19 protein-coding genes are annotated in these 17,081 nt (G+C 61.6%); 1 reads left to right on the top strand and 18 read right to left on the bottom strand.

Features of this window, described 5'->3' with window-relative positions:
* Window positions 1–146: 146 nt before the first annotated feature.
* Window positions 147–350: a hypothetical protein gene (locus tag ABQJ48_RS34995; protein ID WP_367842488.1), complete on the top strand. Its 204-nt coding sequence runs from the start codon at window positions 147–149 to the stop codon at window positions 348–350.
* A gap of 71 nt (window positions 351–421) precedes the next feature.
* Here ABQJ48_RS34995 and ABQJ48_RS35000 read toward each other — a convergent pair whose 3' ends face one another.
* The 18 genes from ABQJ48_RS35000 to ABQJ48_RS35090 all read right to left on the bottom strand — a co-directional run.
* Window positions 422–6,052: a phage tail length tape measure family protein gene (locus ABQJ48_RS35000; protein WP_367842489.1), complete on the bottom strand. Its 5,631-nt coding sequence runs from the start codon at window positions 6,050–6,052 to the stop codon at window positions 422–424.
* A gap of 45 nt (window positions 6,053–6,097) precedes the next feature.
* Complete coding sequence (locus ABQJ48_RS35005) at window positions 6,098–6,484, bottom strand: DUF1799 domain-containing protein (protein WP_367842490.1); 387 nt, start codon at window positions 6,482–6,484, stop codon at window positions 6,098–6,100.
* 5 nt (window positions 6,485–6,489) lie between these two features.
* Window positions 6,490–6,816 carry a phage tail assembly chaperone gene (locus ABQJ48_RS35010; protein ID WP_367842110.1) on the bottom strand — a complete coding sequence of 109 codons (327 nt, stop codon included), beginning with the start codon at window positions 6,814–6,816 and terminating at the stop codon, window positions 6,490–6,492.
* An 88-nt stretch (window positions 6,817–6,904) separates the two neighbouring features.
* The gene (locus tag ABQJ48_RS35015; RefSeq protein WP_367842491.1) at window positions 6,905–7,834 is read right to left on the bottom strand and encodes a phage tail tube protein; all 930 of its coding nucleotides are present in this window, start codon (window positions 7,832–7,834) and stop codon (window positions 6,905–6,907) included.
* Between the two features lie 45 nt (window positions 7,835–7,879).
* Window positions 7,880–8,227, bottom strand: coding sequence for a hypothetical protein (locus ABQJ48_RS35020; RefSeq protein WP_367842492.1), 348 nt, complete (start codon window positions 8,225–8,227; stop codon window positions 7,880–7,882).
* Window positions 8,224–8,790 carry a hypothetical protein gene (locus ABQJ48_RS35025; RefSeq protein WP_367842493.1) on the bottom strand — a complete coding sequence of 189 codons (567 nt, stop codon included), beginning with the start codon at window positions 8,788–8,790 and terminating at the stop codon, window positions 8,224–8,226. The genes ABQJ48_RS35020 and ABQJ48_RS35025 overlap by 4 nt, the downstream gene beginning before the upstream one ends.
* Window positions 8,790–9,131, bottom strand: coding sequence for a phage head closure protein (locus ABQJ48_RS35030; protein WP_367842494.1), 342 nt, complete (start codon window positions 9,129–9,131; stop codon window positions 8,790–8,792). Before ABQJ48_RS35030 ends, ABQJ48_RS35025 begins: the two co-directional genes overlap by 1 nt.
* Window positions 9,132–9,707, bottom strand: a complete 576-nt coding sequence (locus ABQJ48_RS35035) for a head-tail connector protein (RefSeq protein WP_367842495.1) — start codon at window positions 9,705–9,707, stop codon at window positions 9,132–9,134.
* Window positions 9,708–9,712: 5 nt separating this feature from the next.
* Window positions 9,713–9,916 carry a hypothetical protein gene (locus ABQJ48_RS35040; protein ID WP_367842496.1) on the bottom strand — a complete coding sequence of 68 codons (204 nt, stop codon included), beginning with the start codon at window positions 9,914–9,916 and terminating at the stop codon, window positions 9,713–9,715.
* 62 nt (window positions 9,917–9,978) lie between these two features.
* Complete coding sequence (locus tag ABQJ48_RS35045; RefSeq protein ID WP_367842497.1) at window positions 9,979–11,286, bottom strand: phage major capsid protein; 1,308 nt, start codon at window positions 11,284–11,286, stop codon at window positions 9,979–9,981.
* Window positions 11,287–11,366: 80 nt separating this feature from the next.
* Window positions 11,367–12,338, bottom strand: a complete 972-nt coding sequence (locus ABQJ48_RS35050; protein ID WP_367842498.1) for a S49 family peptidase — start codon at window positions 12,336–12,338, stop codon at window positions 11,367–11,369.
* Window positions 12,335–13,588, bottom strand: a complete 1,254-nt coding sequence (locus ABQJ48_RS35055) for a phage portal protein (RefSeq protein WP_367842499.1) — start codon at window positions 13,586–13,588, stop codon at window positions 12,335–12,337. The genes ABQJ48_RS35050 and ABQJ48_RS35055 overlap by 4 nt, the downstream gene beginning before the upstream one ends.
* A 3-nt stretch (window positions 13,589–13,591) precedes the next feature.
* Window positions 13,592–13,777 (bottom strand): hypothetical protein, encoded by a 186-nt coding sequence (locus ABQJ48_RS35060; protein ID WP_367842500.1) that lies wholly within the window; start codon window positions 13,775–13,777, stop codon window positions 13,592–13,594.
* Entirely contained in the window at window positions 13,774–15,483 is a 1,710-nt protein-coding gene (locus ABQJ48_RS35065) for a terminase large subunit (protein WP_367842501.1), read from the bottom strand. The genes ABQJ48_RS35060 and ABQJ48_RS35065 overlap by 4 nt, the downstream gene beginning before the upstream one ends.
* A gap of 5 nt (window positions 15,484–15,488) precedes the next feature.
* A complete protein-coding gene (locus tag ABQJ48_RS35070; RefSeq protein WP_367842502.1) occupies window positions 15,489–15,968 on the bottom strand; it encodes a phage terminase small subunit P27 family in 480 nt (159 codons plus the stop codon).
* Between the two features lie 227 nt (window positions 15,969–16,195).
* The gene (locus ABQJ48_RS37965) at window positions 16,196–16,585 is read right to left on the bottom strand and encodes an HNH endonuclease (protein WP_473094235.1); all 390 of its coding nucleotides are present in this window, start codon (window positions 16,583–16,585) and stop codon (window positions 16,196–16,198) included.
* Window positions 16,585–16,713 (bottom strand): hypothetical protein, encoded by a 129-nt coding sequence (locus tag ABQJ48_RS35085; RefSeq protein ID WP_367842503.1) that lies wholly within the window; start codon window positions 16,711–16,713, stop codon window positions 16,585–16,587. The genes ABQJ48_RS37965 and ABQJ48_RS35085 overlap by 1 nt, the downstream gene beginning before the upstream one ends.
* Window positions 16,714–16,818: 105 nt before the next feature.
* Window positions 16,819–17,081, bottom strand: a 263-nt coding sequence (locus tag ABQJ48_RS35090) for an RNA polymerase sigma factor (protein ID WP_367842504.1), incomplete at its 5' end; no start/stop codon positions are given.

Below are 17,081 nucleotides of genomic sequence, written 5' to 3' on the forward strand. Positions count from 1 at the left end.
ATTCGACCGGCAATAGATCCCCGGCCGCATTTTCGTCAAAGACGCGCACGACTTTCCCTCGGGCGACGTAGGCCCGCAGCCTCTATGAGCTGGGCCTTGGTGATCAGCGTTCGGGGCATTGTTCACTATCCTTTTTGGTTACGAGAATGAAAAAAACAGATCTGGAGGTTGTTGCAGACGCATACCGCGCCGCTCAGTTCTTCCGCGATCACTACGGGAGCAGCCCGGAATACGTCCGCCTTTCCGGCGAAATAGTGAAAGTTCTGCGTGACCGCGCACGGGCCTCCGACATCGGAGCCCACGCGGCAGGCTTTTTCGCATCCGCTGCCCATGCCCTAGAAAACTTGTGAAAGACCGGTTGGACCCGGGCCCGTCGGCCCGGTCCACGCAAGCCGGTAGGCAGTCACATCAGTAGGCATGGTCATCGTTTCTGGGCGATTTTCCCGGTGTGAACTGCGGTCTGCTGAATAGCATCTGCAGCGGTCTGCATGTGCCGCGTCTGCTTACTCATGTCCACGCGGTTCTCGGCGTGCTGCTGCTGGCTCTGCTGCATTTGCGCGGCCGCAATGGTCGCCATCGTGCTTTCCAGTCGCCCGATCTTGTCGTTCAATGCCTTGACGAGCGCATCGCTGTTGCCGCGACCGTACTGCGACCAGTCGACATTCAGCATCTTCGACAACCTCTGGTTGTTCGCCGACGTCACCACCGCCTCGCCCTTATGGAGCTCGGCGCGGTATCCGTCGAACGGCACGCTATCCAGACCGCCGGCGTGTGACCCGTTAATTGCAGCGCTTTGGGCGCGAGCCTGATCTGCGATCGCCATCAGGTCAGCCGGGGTCAGCCATCCAGCTGAGTTCTGCCAGTCGCCGACGCTGTATCCGCCCATCGGGCCATTCGGATTTGCAGCGCTGTACGGGATCAGGCCATTGACGGCCGTCGCCTGCACCTGCGCTGCGTTCAGATTCGAGCCGGCAGTGCCGCCGGCCGCGAAGTACGCCTTCAGCGCATCAGCGAGCGATTGCGTCGTCTGGTTCAGGTTCAAGATCCCCTGCACCATCTGATTCGTCGCGTTGAGCTGCTGTTGTGCTGCGCTCAGCTGCTGCTGCGCCACCGCGATGTTCGCGCTGAGCGCCTGCTGCACCTCGTTGTAGTCATCCACATACGCTTGCGAACTTGCGTTGTATGCCTGCGATGCGGTCAGGAAGTCCTGCGCAACCTGCGGCAGATTGCCTTGCGCTGTTGCATCACCAGCGGCCGCGCTCGCCGACGTCGTTTCGAACAACTGTTTTTCGGCGAGGTATTTGTCCTGCGGCGAGAGCGTCGACAACGTCCCGAGCGACAACGACTGTTTAAGGCTCGTCAGCGAACTGATGAACTGGTTGATCGAGTCGATGTTCGCCTGAATCGCCTTCGACTGAGTGTCGTAGGCAGTCTGCACATCGCCCAGCGCCGTTTGCAGGTTCTGTGCCGCCGCCTGTTGCGCCGCCTGCGTGGCCTGGTCCGCAGCCGACGTTACCTGCGCGAAGGACGGTGCAAGCGCAAGCAATGCGTTTTGCAGATCCTTCGCCGGCTTCGACGACGTGTCCATGTGCTCGACCAGCGCCTGAAAATCTGCATTCGTCTTCGGCATCGCAACGCCCAGCGCATCAAACTTCTGCTGCAGCAAGGTCGTATTTTTTGCCAGTTGCTGGGCGGGCGTGTACAGCGCGCCGAAGTACTGATCCCATAGCGCCTGCTGTGCGTCGGCCGCCTGCTGCATGGCCTGCGTGTACTGGTCGAATGCCGGTGCCAGCGCCATGAGAGCAGCAAACGTGTTCTGCCCTGCCGACGTCGTCAGATCGAGTGACGAAACAACATCGCGGAATGCATCCTTCGATTTCGGCAGTGCCAGCCCGATCGACGCGAAAGTCTGCGTCATCTGGGCTTGCGCCTGCGAAAGCTGCTCGGCGTTGCTGTAGTACGCCTTGACGTAAGCCGACACCTCCGAATTGAAGTTGTCAATGCCGCCGGCCGCCGCGACGAGATCGAGGCGCACCTGCGCGCCCGCGATTCCGACCGCGCCGAACGCCTGCGTCATCGTCTTGCCGAGCAAGTCGGCCAGTGTGTTCGTCGATGTGAAAATACCAGTCAGGCGAACGGCGGTTTGTGTCAGCGACTCGCCAGTCCGCTGGTACTGTTCAAGCGGAATGATTGCGTCGACAAGGCCATTGGAAAGGTCCGTTAGCGACTTCGTGACGTTCGTCTGATCGCGCCAGTCGTTGCGGATGCTGTAATTAAACGCCGACAACTTGCCCTGCAGGCCATCAATGCCGCCGATGGCACCGGAAAGCTGATTAATGACCGCAACGGTGCCCACGACAGTGCCGTTGATCAGGTCGAGTTGGTCCTGGGTCGCAGGCGTATTGACAGTGCCATGTGCATCGCTCCGGAAGAAGCCGCCCTTCGCGGTCCAATCCGTGTAGTCCTGCCCCTGGAAACCGTTAGCGACCGTGATCATGCCGTCGACGCCCGCGCTGTCTACCTTCGGGTCTTGCCGCCCGAACAGGCGTGAAAAGGTCGACGCGCCGGTCAGAATATTTGCGATACCCGACGGAATGCCGATCGCCTTCGCCAGATCGTACGAGGCCATGGTTGCCGAGCCGAGCACTTTTCCGGCGCCGCTCATCGAGCCATTGTCGGGGTTCCATCCCTGGCCCATCAGCTTCGAGTCCAACGCCATGCCTGCCAAGATCCAGCCGATGACCGGGATAGCGCGAGTTGCTGACGCGGCAGTGGTCAAGGCCGAGCCTGCGCCGAAGGTCGATGCGCCACTGGCCCCAACTCCTTCTGCGGCGGCAATACCTGCCGTAGACGATGCCACCTCGCCGCCGATTTCCGCGCCAAGACCGCTGCTGCCAAACCCGCCGGCAAGGGTGCCCCCGATCGCCGACGCCGCGCCAGAGGTCATTGAAGCCGTTTCGCCCAGGCCAAGATAGCCCTGAAGCATCCCATAGCCCTTCGTGATCGCGCCATAGGCATTCGAGATGCCATTAAGTTGGTTCGCCGATCCCGCCATGCCGTTGTTTTGCAGAATCTGGGCCTGAAGATCGCTGCCGCCAGCAATGCCAGCGATCTGCGCAATCACACTGATTACCATCGGCTTCGCAAACTCCTTGTACAGCTCGTTCACGACCGTTGTCTCGAACGTGTTCTTCAGCGAATCCGTGAAGCTCGCCCAACCCTTCTTACCGTCGCCAAGCATTTGCAGGAAGCCGTTATGGAAGTCCGTGCCGATGCCGTCGATCGTGCCCTGCCACGTTTTAATGAGATCGTCCTGCTGCTTCTTGACCTGGTTCTTGTCGTCCAGCGTCGCCTGATCGCTGGCTACACCGCGCAGAGTTGCGGCAAGCTCCTTTTCTTTGTTGATTCTGGCGTCGATAACCGTCGTATCGGCCATGTCGTCATTCCGAAGCCGCTCGGCACGATCCGCCTCCATCGTGGCGACTGCCTCGTCGGCGCGCGCGACATTTAGCTGGTCGAGCGCGGTTTTCGTCATGCCGAACGTATCGATCTGGTCTTGCAGCGTCTGATCTTGCTTGGCGGCAGCGGTGATCTGCTTATCGATTGAATCAAGGAAGTCTTTATTGACCTTGTCCAAGGCCTCCTGCTCTTTGGCCGCTGAGTCAGCGATACCGAGCATCCCGCTCTCAATCGCCGCCGCTGACTTCGCGTGCAGATCATCGATCTGCTTCTGTAGCGCCGCATGCTGTGCCGCGTTGAGCTTGTGGTTGGTCAGCCCCTTGGCGAGCACGGCCGCCTCGTCGTCAAACGCTTTCGCCCGATCTGACGCCGCCTTCACGATGTTGTCGCGCGACTGCGTGTAATAGGCGTTCTCGCTGATTCCGCCGCTCTTGTACAGCGCATCGAGCTGCGTCTGTGCGCTCTTGACGTATGAAAGCTCCTGATCGAGCGAGTCCTTGATCGCCTGCACTTCGCCCTGCAATTGGGTCTTGTCAACCAGCCCAGCGCTGCGCGACGAACCCGTCTTCTTGTCTTTGTTCTTGTCGTTGATCTTCTGCTCGTCGGCAAGCTGCTGATCAAGACTGAGGCCGAGCGGCGTCGCAATGGTATCGAGGTAGCTCTGAACCTCCTTCGCGCGCTTTTCTGCCGGCGTGGCGAACTGCTGATTCCAGGTGTCATATGCGTGCCTGGCATCGATGAGCTGTTGCTGCTGGCGGTCAGCTCGCGCCTTGTCCTCTGCCGTTTTCACGGCGGCCTGATAGGCGGCAACGGCCTTTTGCAGCTCCGCCTCATCATCCGGAGTCCACGATGCGCCAATGCCTGCATTCGCGCGCTGCTTGGCTGATTGCCAAAACTGCATGGTCTGCGCAGGACTCGCCTCGGACCCGAACTTGCCGACCGCCTCGATGGCGCCATTAATCATGTTCTTGATTTCGCGCCAGCCAGAGAGAATGACGCCCTCATTCCGCGCGATTTCCTGCGTGCGAGCGTCCATTGACGACGAGAATGCTTCAACTGCGACCTGCGCGGCGCCGGTCGCGTCGCCCTGCTTCACGAGGGCATCGATCTGATCGTAGGTCGAGGCAGTCAGGTAGTGGTACGTGTCATTCAGCTTGACGGACGCCTTAACTGGATCTTCCGCAAGCTTCGTGAACTCGTCGACCATCTGCTTGACCGACATGCTGGTGTAGGTCGCTACGTCGGCCGTGGTCCGCCCGAGATTCGAGATCTCTTCGCCGGTCAGCCTGCCGGTCGCGGCCAGTTGCGTCACGGCATCGGCCGCAGTGTTGAAGGTCGCCCCACCAGCAGTAGCCGCCTGCGCCATCGAACGCAGTCCGTCCACCGTGGTGCCGGCATAGTTTCCAGTCAGCACCAGAGCATCGTTCATCGCATCGTTCTGACGCGTGACCATCACCATGGCGGCACCTGCCGCAACAATAGGTGCAGCAATGGCCGCGATGGCCACGGCGGTGCCCGACGTGAGGGCCCCCAGCAGATCCATGCGCTCGGCGAGCACCATCGCGCTTTGATCGAACCGACCGAAATTGCCGTTGGCGAGGTCATTGGCGAGGCGCAGGATTTCGGTGCGCGCACCGGCCGTGCCGAGACCGAAATGACTCATCCCGGCGCCAGCGGTTTCGGCCGCGCCCGCGATTTCGCTCAGGGCGGTCCGATTCGTGCCGATGTCGGCAAGCGCTTTCTTATAGTCTGCGGACGAAACCGATCCGGACCTGAACGCCCGCTCGAGTTGGGCTTGCTGGTCTGCCAGACGCCGCAGTTCGACCACCGCCTGATCGGCCTTGATTCCGCCGAGCGCCTGCTGATACTGATCGGTCGTCACCTGACCCGACTTGTAAGCATCGTCGAGCAGCGCCTGATCCGCAGCGAGCTTGCGCGTCGCCGCGCCAAGCGGATCGTATTTGGCGGTGAGCGCATTGAGCGCCTGCACACGCTTGTCCTCGTCTTTCCCGAGCGCCGCGAGCGCCGCATCATATTCCTGCATCGAGAGCTTGCCGGTCGCCATCGCGCGATCGAGCCGGGAATACTGGTCGCCGAGCGTGGCGAATGTCGCATTGCCCTGCGCCATGGTCGTGCGCAGCGCCTGCATCTCATCGTTCATCAGGACCGTCGCGCGCTGGGTATCGATCATCGCCTGCGTCTGGGCTGCCACGTTCGCGCGGACCTGATCAGCGGATGCACCGAGCGCGCCCATGCTGTCGGCGGCACTCTGCGATGCGGACGCTACCTGCTGTAACCCTTGCTGGGCTTCCAGTGACCGCGCGACCATATCCTTGATGCGGGCGGTCGCCTGGTCTTCCGACTCGGCGAGCGCCGCTGCGCCGGCCGACGCGCGCGCCATTGATGCGCCGAGATCGTCATTTGCCGCCGACATGTCGCCGACGCTTTTCTTGTAGGAACCCATCGCCCGCGTGACCGCGCGCTCGATGTCGTTGCCCATCTTGAGCGCCGCCTGGCTGCTGCGATCGGCGCCCATCTCGAACTCAGCATAGTCGAGCGAGACCTTGGCGATAAGGGAACCGAGAGAGGGCATAGGCGTGAGATGTAAAAAAGCCCGCGTGCGGCGGGCGTTGGACAACTATGAGGCGGATTGCTGCGCTTCTTCGCGCGCACGAATGACGTCGAGCGCTTCGCCCTCCATCAGCCGAAGCCAGGGGAACAGCTTGACGCGCTTTTTCGAACCGAAGCCCATCAGACGCAGTGACGATTCCACGCGCATGTAATCGAGACCAAGCGTCTGAGGTGGCCCCATCGGGCCCGCCAGATACCGCCATTGACCCGACAGCGCGACGAAGGTCTCGAAGACCTCCCAGTTATCGCGCCACACATAGCAATGCTCAGTCGAAGACTGCGCGCGCGCCGCATCGATTGCCTCGCGCGGCGCACCCGCCGCCTCGAGCGCGGCGACCACTAATTCATCGGCAGCGAAGTCATCGGGCTTGTCCCCTGCCCAATGACGCGCCACCTCGATCAGTTTTTTTCGCGGGCCACCACGATGCTTTCCCAGAAGCCCTTGACCAGCGCGAACGACGCGGCGGGAATCTGGAGCAGAGCATCGAAGTTCTCTTCGTTGAATGCGATCGCCGCGCCGTCGTCATCGGTCACGCCCGACCAGCCGGTGATGACTTCCTGCAGCACTTCCTTGCCGGTCTTGCCGCGCAGATCTTCCAGCCTGTCATTCGAGCAGCGCCTGAAAGTGACCTTGAAGTCATGCTTTTCCACCTTGCCGTTTTCTCCGACAAGCTGGACTTCGATCTTCTGCTGATAGGTTTCCGATTGAGCGAGCTTGAATGCCATGCGTGAAATTCCTTCTGTCCTGGGAGCAGCCCGCCGGGCGGGCGTGAACACTGCGTATGGATGCGGCGCGGGGCCGCGCCGCGCTGATTTACTTGACGGTGATGACGATTTCGTCGTTGCCGGTCACCGGCACGAACGTCAGGTTCAGGCCCAGCATGGCGGTGCCGTTCTGGTCGCTGTACGCCGGGTTCGTCGCCTGCACCGCGGGACCATCGATCTGGATGATGTTGCCGGCGGTCTTGCCGTGCGTGATCGTGAGCGGGCCCGTGACGGCGTCGCGCACCGCTGCCCACCAATCCTTTTCCGCGACCGAGCCGAGCTGAAGCGTCGCGCTGCCGGTCGGCTTGCGATCGGTAATGTCCACCGACTCCTGCTTGATGAGGTTGAGATAGTTAACCGTGTTGGCCACATCGATCGACAGCGCCTGCAGCGGCGAACTTGCGCCCTGGAAAGACCAGTTCGGGGTGTTCGCCTTGTTGACGACGAGCGGCTTCTGGAAGTGCGTGTAATCCACGCCCGCCGGCATTGCCTGATCGACCACGTCGCTATACAGCCCCGTGAACTTGAACTTGAGCACCGGGATACTCTTGGCGGTCATGTCGATGGCGACCGTGCCGCGGCCGGACGTCATTTTGTGAAAGAGCCCGTCGAGGTAGTAGTACAGGGTGACCGTCGGCAGCGCATCGGAGATCGGCGCGTACTTCACGTCGGTGGCTGCGGTGATGGTCTCGGAGAACCCGCACGCCTGCATTAGCGCGCCCCACGCCGGCGCAGTGCCTGCGGCACCAGATCCGGCGAGCTCGGTCTCAAAATCGAGCTGGCCGTGGATCGCGGTGGGCAACTGCTCGCTATTGCCGAGGTACGGGCGCATGACATCGCGGCTGGCAAACTCCGCGGTCGGCGTGTAGGTGCAGTTGCGCGCGAGAATCGCGTTCAACGCTGCGGTCGGGACTGCATCCGTGCCGATGACGGTCTCGATCACCGCCAGAATCAGGGTCTTGCGTGTCAGCTTAGACATGAGCGTCCTCTAAAATAAAGAAGCCCGCGTGAGCGGGCTGAGTGGTCAGAAACGACGGGTGCGCAACTTTGGAATGATCAGGTACGCATACACCGCTGCGTCCCCCTCGAACTGGCTGTCACCCTCCGACTCGATGATGATGAAGTCATCCATCTGCTCGAACGCGGCGACGATCTGATCACGCAGTACAGCGTTGGCGTCGGTGTCTCGGCCGAGGATCGCAACCGTGACGGTATGCAGGTCATAGCCTCCGCCAAGTACCCAGTCGGCCTCTTCCTCGGTATGCAACGAATAAACGATCGATGGCCACGTCGGGTTCTCAGGCAGCTCGACGTTATACGTGTTCGGCAGAATCGCACTGAGCGTTGCGAAGACTTCTTCCTTGACATTCATGCGGCGCCGTCCGTAATGAATTTCGTGACCCGCGCTTCCATAGCGGCAAGCGCCTCGTCGGACTTGCGCTCGAAGGCGGGGCCGATGAACGCCATCGGCTGAATGCCAGGGTTGCGCACCTTCATCGCGAACACCTGTTTGCCGTCGGACTCGAAAGCCAGCTTGCGTACCTTCGGTGCCGCCTGGTCGTGCGCCTTCGTACCGAATTCCAGGTACCACCAGTAAAACGGGTCATCGACATAGGCCTTGCGGATACTGCCGTCCGCGCGCACCGAGTATTCGACCTTCGCCTTGCTTCCGAGCGCCCGGCCGTGCCGCACACCGAGGTTGTATTGCCCAACGCCCGGCGGCGGATTGCTCTCACGCTTGACCGCAATGTTGTTGATCAGCGCGCCGGTGAGCCTTAATCCCTTCGACGAAGCGATCGCTATCGCCTCCCGCTTGATCACATTCGCACCAGCGAGACATGCAGAGAACGCGACCTTTTTCTGAATATCGTCTTTCAGGGATGCGATCTTCGAGCTGAGCGCACTCAGCCCGGCAATGCTGTTGGGATTCGCCATCACGCTCCATCCTTTGCGCCGCTGTCGCAGGTGATAACCATTCGGTCGTGGGCGTCGAGCACATCGTTTATGTGGACGATGCCGTAATACTTGCCTTTGAAAGACACTCGCATCGTCCCGTCGATGTCCGTGCGCGGACGGATCGTGAACTCCGTACGGGCGACCGACACAATGCCGCCGTACTTTCCGGTCGCATCCTTTTCGACGCCGGAGAGGTGGCGAACACCAGCCCAGACAGTCGCGACTGCGACCCACGTCTGACCCGCCAGTCCCCCGGTCCGGTTCCTGGTGGCGCCCGGCTGTTCGATCACGATCCTGCGATTGAGGGTGCCCGCTTTCATTCAGAACCTCGGCGGAACGGTAATGGGAGCAAGAAGAGCGTCCGCGAACCCGGACGGCATTTCCTCAATCGCCTGCCGCCCCTGCGCGAGCGCGAACAGCTCACGCTGGTCGTAGGCCCATCCAGCCGCAAGCAGCATCCATGAACGAACACTCGGGAATTTGGCGAGATCCGCGCCCGCCTGATACGTGATCACGACCGCCGACGCCTTCGGCCAGGGGGCTGTGCCGATGGGCGCCAGGCGTGTTTCGCGCCCCTGCTGGATGACTTCATACAGCGATGGATCAAGCACCACGGTGCCGCCCGATGCTGAGCGCCACGTGACACTGTCAACGGCGGTGACCTGACCGATCGACAATGGGAAATCACCAGCGGGGAATGCCGGAAGCCGCTCCGTGTATCGCGCCTTTCGGATGGCGGCGCCGGTCTTCGTTTCGGCCGCCTGCCGGGCCCCGGGTATCACGACCGACACGACGAAATCGCGTTCATCTTCGCCGTCGATCCGGGCTTGCGCCGCGACATCTTCGAAGCTGAGTGGCTCCGCGGCGTCCAGGTACTCAACGAGAACAGCGGCCATTCCGGTTACCCCTTGGCGGCAGCCGACTTCGACGCGTCGCCCCTGGCCGCCGCTTTCGGCTCATTGGCTTCTTTGACCTCTGTGGCCTCCGGAACGTGCTCCTCAGCGATGCCCGCGTCGATCAGCCGTTGGGCGTGCGCCTCGCCAAATCCGGTGATGTCGCCGGGCGTGTACTCCCGATGGTGGCGCTTGATCCTGACCAGTTTCATGCTTTTTCTCCGACGAACGACCCGCCTGAAACAGCGCGGGCCAGATGATCACGATTGATTGCTTACGCGCCCCAGGTCACGCCAGTCAGCACAGCAATCGACTCGACGTGCCGCGGGCCAAAGTCGTTTTTCGCGATCACGCGGATAAGCGTCTGGTCGCGCTGGAATGCGCTCACCACATTGCCACCGCCGTCCTTGTAGGTCGCCTCCTTGCTGTAGTCGATCTCGAGCGTCTCTTCCTCGCCGATGAACATATCGCCGAAGTCGGTAAAATAGATTTCCGACTCATTGGTGCCGACGCCCAGATTGATCGGCACCTGCGTCGTCTTGCCGACCGGGTAGCCCTTGAGCATGCTGCTGTCGAGTTCCGGATAGACCTTGTTGCCGTTTCCGTCGCGCATCCCCGACAGGTAGCGGAAAACGCGCGGGGCCATGATCCAGCCCGGGGTCGTCAGATTGGCATCCGCGTTTTCGAGCGCAAGAATGGCCTTGTTCAGGTCAGTCTCGACCTTCTGCAGCGTCAAACCATCGCTTGCCGGGATGAGGTTGCCGGCCAGCGCCCAGAAGCGCAGCCCCTTCGGCGTGTTGGCCGTGCCGTCGTCGCGGATGAACGCCTTGTCCTCGCGCGCACCGATCGATGCGGTGAGGTCGGCAATCACGATCTGATCGACGTTCGGGTTCACGCCGGCATATTTGAGCAGGTCGTTCGCGATCGGCACCAACGCAGCGAGCTTCTTCGCCGTCAGTTGCAGATCATCGAACTGCTGTTCCGTCGCGGGCATATCGGTGTCTGCCCCGATATAACCAACAACCGCGCCACCTTTGAGGCGCGGAATGGTGACGTTGCCGTTCGAGATCGGCAAAGTGCGGGCGCCGAGCTTGCGCACCACGGATTTCGGGCGCAACAGCTCGATCACCTCGCTCGACAGGTTAGCCGGCACCAGAATGCCGCCCGCGCTCGACGTGAGCGTGTTCAACGACATGGCGACTTCCTCGCCAAAACCGCGCTCGATGGCGAGCTTTGAGGCCAGTTGCGCGTCGCCGCGCGCGGCAGCCAGCGCACGGACCATGCGAGCCATCTTCGCGCCCTTCACCTCCGGCGTCTTCGGTTGCGCCGGAATGCCCGGGGCAGCGGGCGCCGCGATGGCGGCCGGCGTCGGATCCACAGCGACAGCAGCAGCGGCAGCCATGCGCTCGGCGGCCTCGGCACGCTCGATCTGGGCCGTGATGTCGGTAAATTTCGCGCTCAGATTCGTGAATTCGGTGTGCTGCTCGGCCGATAGCGCGGCACCGCCGGCCTCGATAGCGGCAAGCGCCTGGACCTGCTGGTTGATATGGGCGCGTTCGCGGCGAAGTTCATTGATGTTCAAGGTGATCTCCAATAAAAATGCCGCCCGAAGGCGGCGGTACTCGACTGAGACGCGAACGCGCTCAAGTACGAATCGGTGGGTCAGTAGGTGGTCCGCATGTTCATCGCTGCAGCCTGGGCGGCCACGCTTCGGCGGGACGCCGTCTTGGACTGGCGATCCGCCCGCGATGCACGGACTTCAGACGCGATGCGGTTGACTGCCGCCTGCGGTGTCTCGACGCTATCGGCAAGCCCCGCGTCGACGCCCTGCCTGCCAAAGAAGATGCCCGCCTGGGTGTCCCTGACCGCCTGCGTGCTCAGGCCGCGGAAGTTCGCGATCGCATCGACGAACTGCTGGTAGCTGTTCTGGACCATGCCAGTGAGGAACTGCAGCGACTGGTCACTGAGCGCCTCGTGCGGCGTCAGGTCGTTCTTGTGGTCGCCGGCATAGACCGACGTGACCTTGACCCCCTGCTGCTCGTCGCGCCTCGAGACGTCAAGGTGATTCGCGATCACGCCGATTGAGCCCACGCCCGACGTCTGGCTCACGATGACGTTCGAGGCGGCGGCCGCGATGAGATAGCCGCCCGAAAAAGCGGAAAAGTTGACGATCGCGGTGATGGGCTTGATCTGCGCGGCCGCGCGGATGTCGTTAGCGAGCTCAAATGCGCCGGTCGCGCTGCCACCGTTGCTGTCAATGTCAAGGATGATGTGCTCGACCGCGGGATCTGCGGCCGCCTGGTTCACTGAAGAGCGCAGGCCTTCGTAGCTGGTCATCGGTTCACACGGATTCATGTGCGCCGAGCGCGACACGAGGATGCCCGATACGGGAATGATGTCGAGACCCGTATCCGCGACCACGGCTCGACGCCGGTCTGCTGCGGTCGCCATCTGCGCGCCCCCGGCGTAGTCGTCGTCCTCCATGATCTTCGGCTCGGCGCCGTGCACGGACAGGTTGACGATGTTCAGGTGCAGCGCCTGATTGGCCCATTGCACGGCCAGCGACATCATCTGGTCGCTGACCAGTTGCGGCTGGTTAAAGATCAGGCTCGCGAGTCTGAGGTGAGGTTTCACGAAAGGATCCTTTGAATGTCTTCGACTGCGACTTTGGTCGGCCCGCTCCCAGCAGTGGGCACCGGAATCGGCTTTGACGCGTCCACCATGTTGAGAGGACTCAGATACACGTCGCCACCCTTGACCGGCGGCATGTTTTCGAGACGGCGGATGTCATTGATCGACAGCCAGCCCCACTGCCGCCCTACTGCGTAGGCCGCATAGCGCGATGCCTGGTCACCGCGCAGCAAGCCGGCGACGTTGTACTCAATGAAATACTGCTTGCGCTCCGACGGCAGCAGCAGATCCCGCGTCTTCGCCTGCTCGTGGCGCTTGATCCACGGCAGCAACGTGTAGATGACGAACTGGATTTCCTGGTGTTCGATGTTGCTGAACGTTGCCCGCTCCAGCTCATTGACCATATGAGCCGGAATCTTGTAGATCCGCGCGATGTCGATGCTCGACAGCCGCAGCGCCTCGATCAGGGCGGCGTCCACGTTGGTCATCGACAAAGGCTTGAACGTCATCCCTTCCTGCAGGAACGCCACTTTCTTCGCGTTCCCTGACCCGCCAAACTTGGCCGCCCACGCATCCGTAATCTTGTCGATCGACGCCTGGTCCTTGATTGGCGTCCCGGGCCGCTCGATCACGCCGGACAGGGCTGTCCCGTTCATGAACGACTTCCCGGCGTACTGCTGGATGGCCTGCGCATGACCGATGGCATTCGCGTGCAACATGATCGGCGAGAGCCCGGTGTAACCGTTGATCGACATCCAGCGCACGTGATGCACCAGGCGTTGCGGCATGGGATCCGACCCATACACCCGATACACGGGCATCAGGTCAGAGCCCTTCATGACCGTCACAGCCTCGCTGTCCAGCGGATAAAGCCCCTGGACAACGCCCGACGCATCGCGGTCAACAAAGCTGTAGCTGTTTCCCCTCAAGCCGACGGCGATCTGCGACTGCTCCTGATACTCGAATGGGGTCTGCCACGGATTAGGCTGGTACTTGAGGATCGCGTACAACGGATGGTCGACAGCAGGTACCCTGTCCTCGCCTGAGCGCTCATAGATCTCGATTGGCAGTTGCGCGATGCTTTCGGCCAGCAGGGAGACGCAGTTTTGCAGCACCGTCAACGAGAGCGCAGAAGCGGCGGTGACGACCTGCCCGGCATCAGAACGGGCACTGCCCATCAGTGCGGACACCCAGCCGGACGAGCCCATCTGGGTTATCGCGAGGCTCGATAGAAGCTGCTTGCTGAAGAACATGACTTACTTCTCTTGCGGCGCGGTGAGCGCGATGCGCGCTGCCGCACGGTCAGCCAGATAGGCCCAGCACAGCAGCAATACGCCCGCGACGATCAGTCCGGCGGGTACGCTGACCATCGCCACGCCCGCCACCAGCAGGGCGAAGCCGAGCATGCCGACAATCCAGGCCGAGATACCGATGAAATTCAAATTCCCACCCCCTGGTCATAAATTGAGCCGGCATTGAGCTCCGACAGCATCGCTCGTCCGATCGCCATGATCAGTGCTACCGCACCATCAATCTTGTTGTCGTTGCCCTGCTTGATCGGGCGCACGACATCGTCGTTGCCCGGCAGGTTTTTGCCGACCACGTTGCTCACGCACCACGTCATGATCGGGTTCCCGTCGTGATGGAACCGGCCTGACGTAACCGCGGCCTCAAGTTCCTTCATCGGATCGGACATGTTCGTGTAGTTCTGAACGATGGTGACCGGCGTCAACCCCTCGTCCTCGAGGTGATGCGCCAGGTTCGTTGCGCCGTGCGGGTCCATCGGGACGCACTGCACCGGGCAAACCCGGTTCGCCTCGGTCGCCTCGTGCTGGATGTCCCGATAATCGATCTCGGCGCCCGCCGTTTCGAGCAGGCACCCCTGATTCACCCACTTCTGGTACCGCTCTGCCATCCGGCGGTTCTCGGTGTTCTTCACCGTGTCTTCCGGAACCCAGAAACGGGGGGCGACGCTGTAGTAATGGCGCCGGCCGTCGATGTCGCGCCAGAAGAGCCGCGCCATGCTGTTCAGGTCGAGCTTGCGCGCGAGGTCGAGCGCAAGAATGCAGTCCTGCCCCTCGAACTGCTCGAGGGTAAGCGTCAGATCCTCGCAGCTGCGCCAGTCTTCCAGGTTGAAATAGCCGGCTTTTGCCGATGTCCACACGTTCAGATGCTTGGTCTTGAACGTGTTCGTGAAGCGCGCAGAGTTGATCGCGCGCTTCTGCTGGCTCTCCAGATAGTCCTGATAGACCGAAATCCCGATGTTTGGGTTGGCCTTCGCGAGCACGCGAGGGTCTGTCCACTCGTCGCCCTCGTCGATCGTCCAGACCCAGCCGAAAAGCTCATCATCGGGTACCGTGCCTTCCAGCATTTCGATGACCTGACGCCGCTTGTCGTAGCACGGCCCTTCGATGTTCGCGCCGGCTGTCGTGATGATGAACATCAGCGGTTGCCGCCGTGCGCCCATACCGGTCAGCATGGTCTCGTAGAGCGCCGAACTGTCATGCTCGTGATACTCGTCGACAATCGCGCAGGACGGCGATGAACCGTCGCCCGGGTTGCCGATGAGCGGCTCGAAGCGACTGCCGTCGGCAGGCTTGTTCAGGTTCGATGCGTTCACTTCGATGCCGGCTGCGTCAATCAGCAACGGCGAGCGCTTCACCATCAGACGCGCGGGCCGGAAAACCTCCCACGCCTGCTTCTCGGTGGTCGCACCGGCGTAGACCTCCGCGCCAAACTCGTCATCCATCAGGAACATGCCGAGGCCGACGCCGGCCGCGATGACCGATTTACCGTTCTTGCGGGGCACTTCCCAATAGCTTTCACGAAACCGGCGCTTGCCGGTGCGCTTGTTCAGCCACCCGAAAGTGACCATCAGGCCGAATATCTGCCACGGCTCGAGCGTCACGAGCTGGCGCTTGAAACCCCACTCGCCCTTCACGTGCGGCATCAGCTCGATCAGCGCGATCTTGCGTTCCGCCGCCGCTGCATCGAATTTCCACCTGAATTCTTTCTTCCGGCTCGCCGCGATGTCGTCGAGGTGCCGCTGACATGCGAGCAGCACGAGGCGACCGGCTGGCTTCTTTCCGCGCACGACATCACGCGCGAACTGGAGCCCTCGCTCCACCCGCGAAATCGTTGTCGCCATCAGGTCTAGCCGCCGAGCAATGCGGCAAAAGGATTGCCGCTGTCTTTTTTCTTGCCGCCGGTCATGCTCTGACGGCTGGATGGGTCAAGGCCGAGCAGTGAGCCGAGCGTCGCCATTTGCCGGACCGCCTCGTTCGCTACGGTCGCAGCGGGATTCTTCATCGGGCCGCCCTGCGCGCCGGCAACCACGATTCCGTTTCGCCCGATGTCATCTTCCGCGAGCCGCAATCGGGAATACGCCATGCAAAACGCTTCGAGGTTATGCAGATCCGTGACCTGCATGATTTTGTTGGCACACAGTGCTGGCGCGACCCGGTCCCACATCTCGGCCGCGTGGCCTCTGATCCAGACGGGGCATTCAATATTGGTCGCGAGACCAAAGTCCGGCTCGTCTTTGTTTAACGCCCGCTTGCCCGGGTTGCCGGCCAGTTCCTTTATGGCCGTCGGCTTGGCGCGGCGCCCGGAGCGACCTTTGACACCGGCCATTTTCTTCTCCGTTTGCAATCGTTTTTCGCCAGTCTGGCGTTGTAACTATTACGCGTTGCGACCGCCCCGAGGCCGCAAACCCGATTTTCATTTTTCGCGGTCGTAAAAATCAAACCAAACACGCGGTCCTAAAGCCGATCGACCACAGGGATCGCCTACCCCCTACCCTTGCAAACATTTCCCACCACGCAGCGCCGCACGGCCCTCCAGCGCACGCCGCGACCCTGTCACGACCCTTGGGCGGGCCGACCGGCCACAGCGCTTTTGCGTCGCTCCTTCGCGGTCTTCGCCTTGTGGCAATCGATGCAGATCGTCTGCAGGTTCGAGTGGTCATCAGAGCCGCCGCGCGCCTTGGCTGCGACGTGGTCAACATGCGTGCCGCGCGCGATGCGACCCGCGCGCAGGCAGGGCTGGCACAGGCCAGCGTCGCGCTGCAGGATCTGCTTGCGGAGTTTGTCCCAGGCCGTACCGTATCCACGCTGGTGGCGATTGCCCCGCTCCCGATCTGCCTTCCAGTTGGTTGCCTCGCTCGCATGTGAGGCGCAATAGCTTGAACCGCCAGGAACAAGTGCCGCGCATCCGCGATGCTTGCACGGACGCATTGGGCGTCCCGGCATCAGGCGTCGATGCCCACGGAGAAATATTCGGCCGCACTGTCGAGCGCCAATGAGAGAAGCCAAGCCGATCTGGCGCAGCACATCAGCAGGATGCTGACGGCATCAGGTGCGTCCTCGACATTAAACATGGCAACTCCAATGCAAAAAGCCCGCTTGCTTTCGCTTGCGGGCTTCGTGTTCGCACCATTGGTACGGTATATGAAAACGCAGTTTATGCGGGTGTTTCCCGCACGTCAAGCATTGCTCACTAACATACCGATCTCATCGAGCCGTTCGCTGAATGCCGTCATCCCGTTCTTCTCCAACTCACGGATGCATTTACGGATAGCCGTTATGTGACGCTCGGCTGCGTTCTTCGGAATCCCCAGGTGCTTCGCTGTTTCCTGCGGGCTCACCTTCTCGCCGAAGTACTTCATGATCACGGCAACGCGGAACTCCTTGACCGGCGGCACGGGCGTCAGCGTAAGTGCGACATGATCCGCAAGCTGATTCACTG

It is taken from the genome of Paraburkholderia suaedae (assembly GCF_040812055.1).
Classification (GTDB): Bacteria; Pseudomonadota; Gammaproteobacteria; order Burkholderiales; family Burkholderiaceae; genus Paraburkholderia.

Coding starts and splice junctions, on each gene's coding strand:
- ABQJ48_RS34995 (WP_367842488.1), top strand. CDS start 147: ATGAAAAAAACAGATCTGGAGGTTGTTGCAGACGCATACCGCGCCGCT.
- ABQJ48_RS35000 (WP_367842489.1), bottom strand. CDS start 6,052: ATGCCCTCTCTCGGTTCCCTTATCGCCAAGGTCTCGCTCGACTATGCT.
- ABQJ48_RS35010 (WP_367842110.1), bottom strand. CDS start 6,816: ATGGCATTCAAGCTCGCTCAATCGGAAACCTATCAGCAGAAGATCGAA.
- ABQJ48_RS35015 (WP_367842491.1), bottom strand. CDS start 7,834: ATGTCTAAGCTGACACGCAAGACCCTGATTCTGGCGGTGATCGAGACC.
- ABQJ48_RS35020 (WP_367842492.1), bottom strand. CDS start 8,227: ATGAATGTCAAGGAAGAAGTCTTCGCAACGCTCAGTGCGATTCTGCCG.
- ABQJ48_RS35025 (WP_367842493.1), bottom strand. CDS start 8,790: ATGGCGAATCCCAACAGCATTGCCGGGCTGAGTGCGCTCAGCTCGAAG.
- ABQJ48_RS35030 (WP_367842494.1), bottom strand. CDS start 9,131: ATGAAAGCGGGCACCCTCAATCGCAGGATCGTGATCGAACAGCCGGGC.
- ABQJ48_RS35035 (WP_367842495.1), bottom strand. CDS start 9,707: ATGGCCGCTGTTCTCGTTGAGTACCTGGACGCCGCGGAGCCACTCAGC.
- ABQJ48_RS35040 (WP_367842496.1), bottom strand. CDS start 9,916: ATGAAACTGGTCAGGATCAAGCGCCACCATCGGGAGTACACGCCCGGC.
- ABQJ48_RS35055 (WP_367842499.1), bottom strand. CDS start 13,588: ATGTTCTTCAGCAAGCAGCTTCTATCGAGCCTCGCGATAACCCAGATG.
- ABQJ48_RS35065 (WP_367842501.1), bottom strand. CDS start 15,483: ATGGCGACAACGATTTCGCGGGTGGAGCGAGGGCTCCAGTTCGCGCGT.
- ABQJ48_RS35070 (WP_367842502.1), bottom strand. CDS start 15,968: ATGGCCGGTGTCAAAGGTCGCTCCGGGCGCCGCGCCAAGCCGACGGCC.
- ABQJ48_RS37965 (WP_473094235.1), bottom strand. CDS start 16,585: ATGCCGGGACGCCCAATGCGTCCGTGCAAGCATCGCGGATGCGCGGCA.
- ABQJ48_RS35085 (WP_367842503.1), bottom strand. CDS start 16,713: ATGTTTAATGTCGAGGACGCACCTGATGCCGTCAGCATCCTGCTGATG.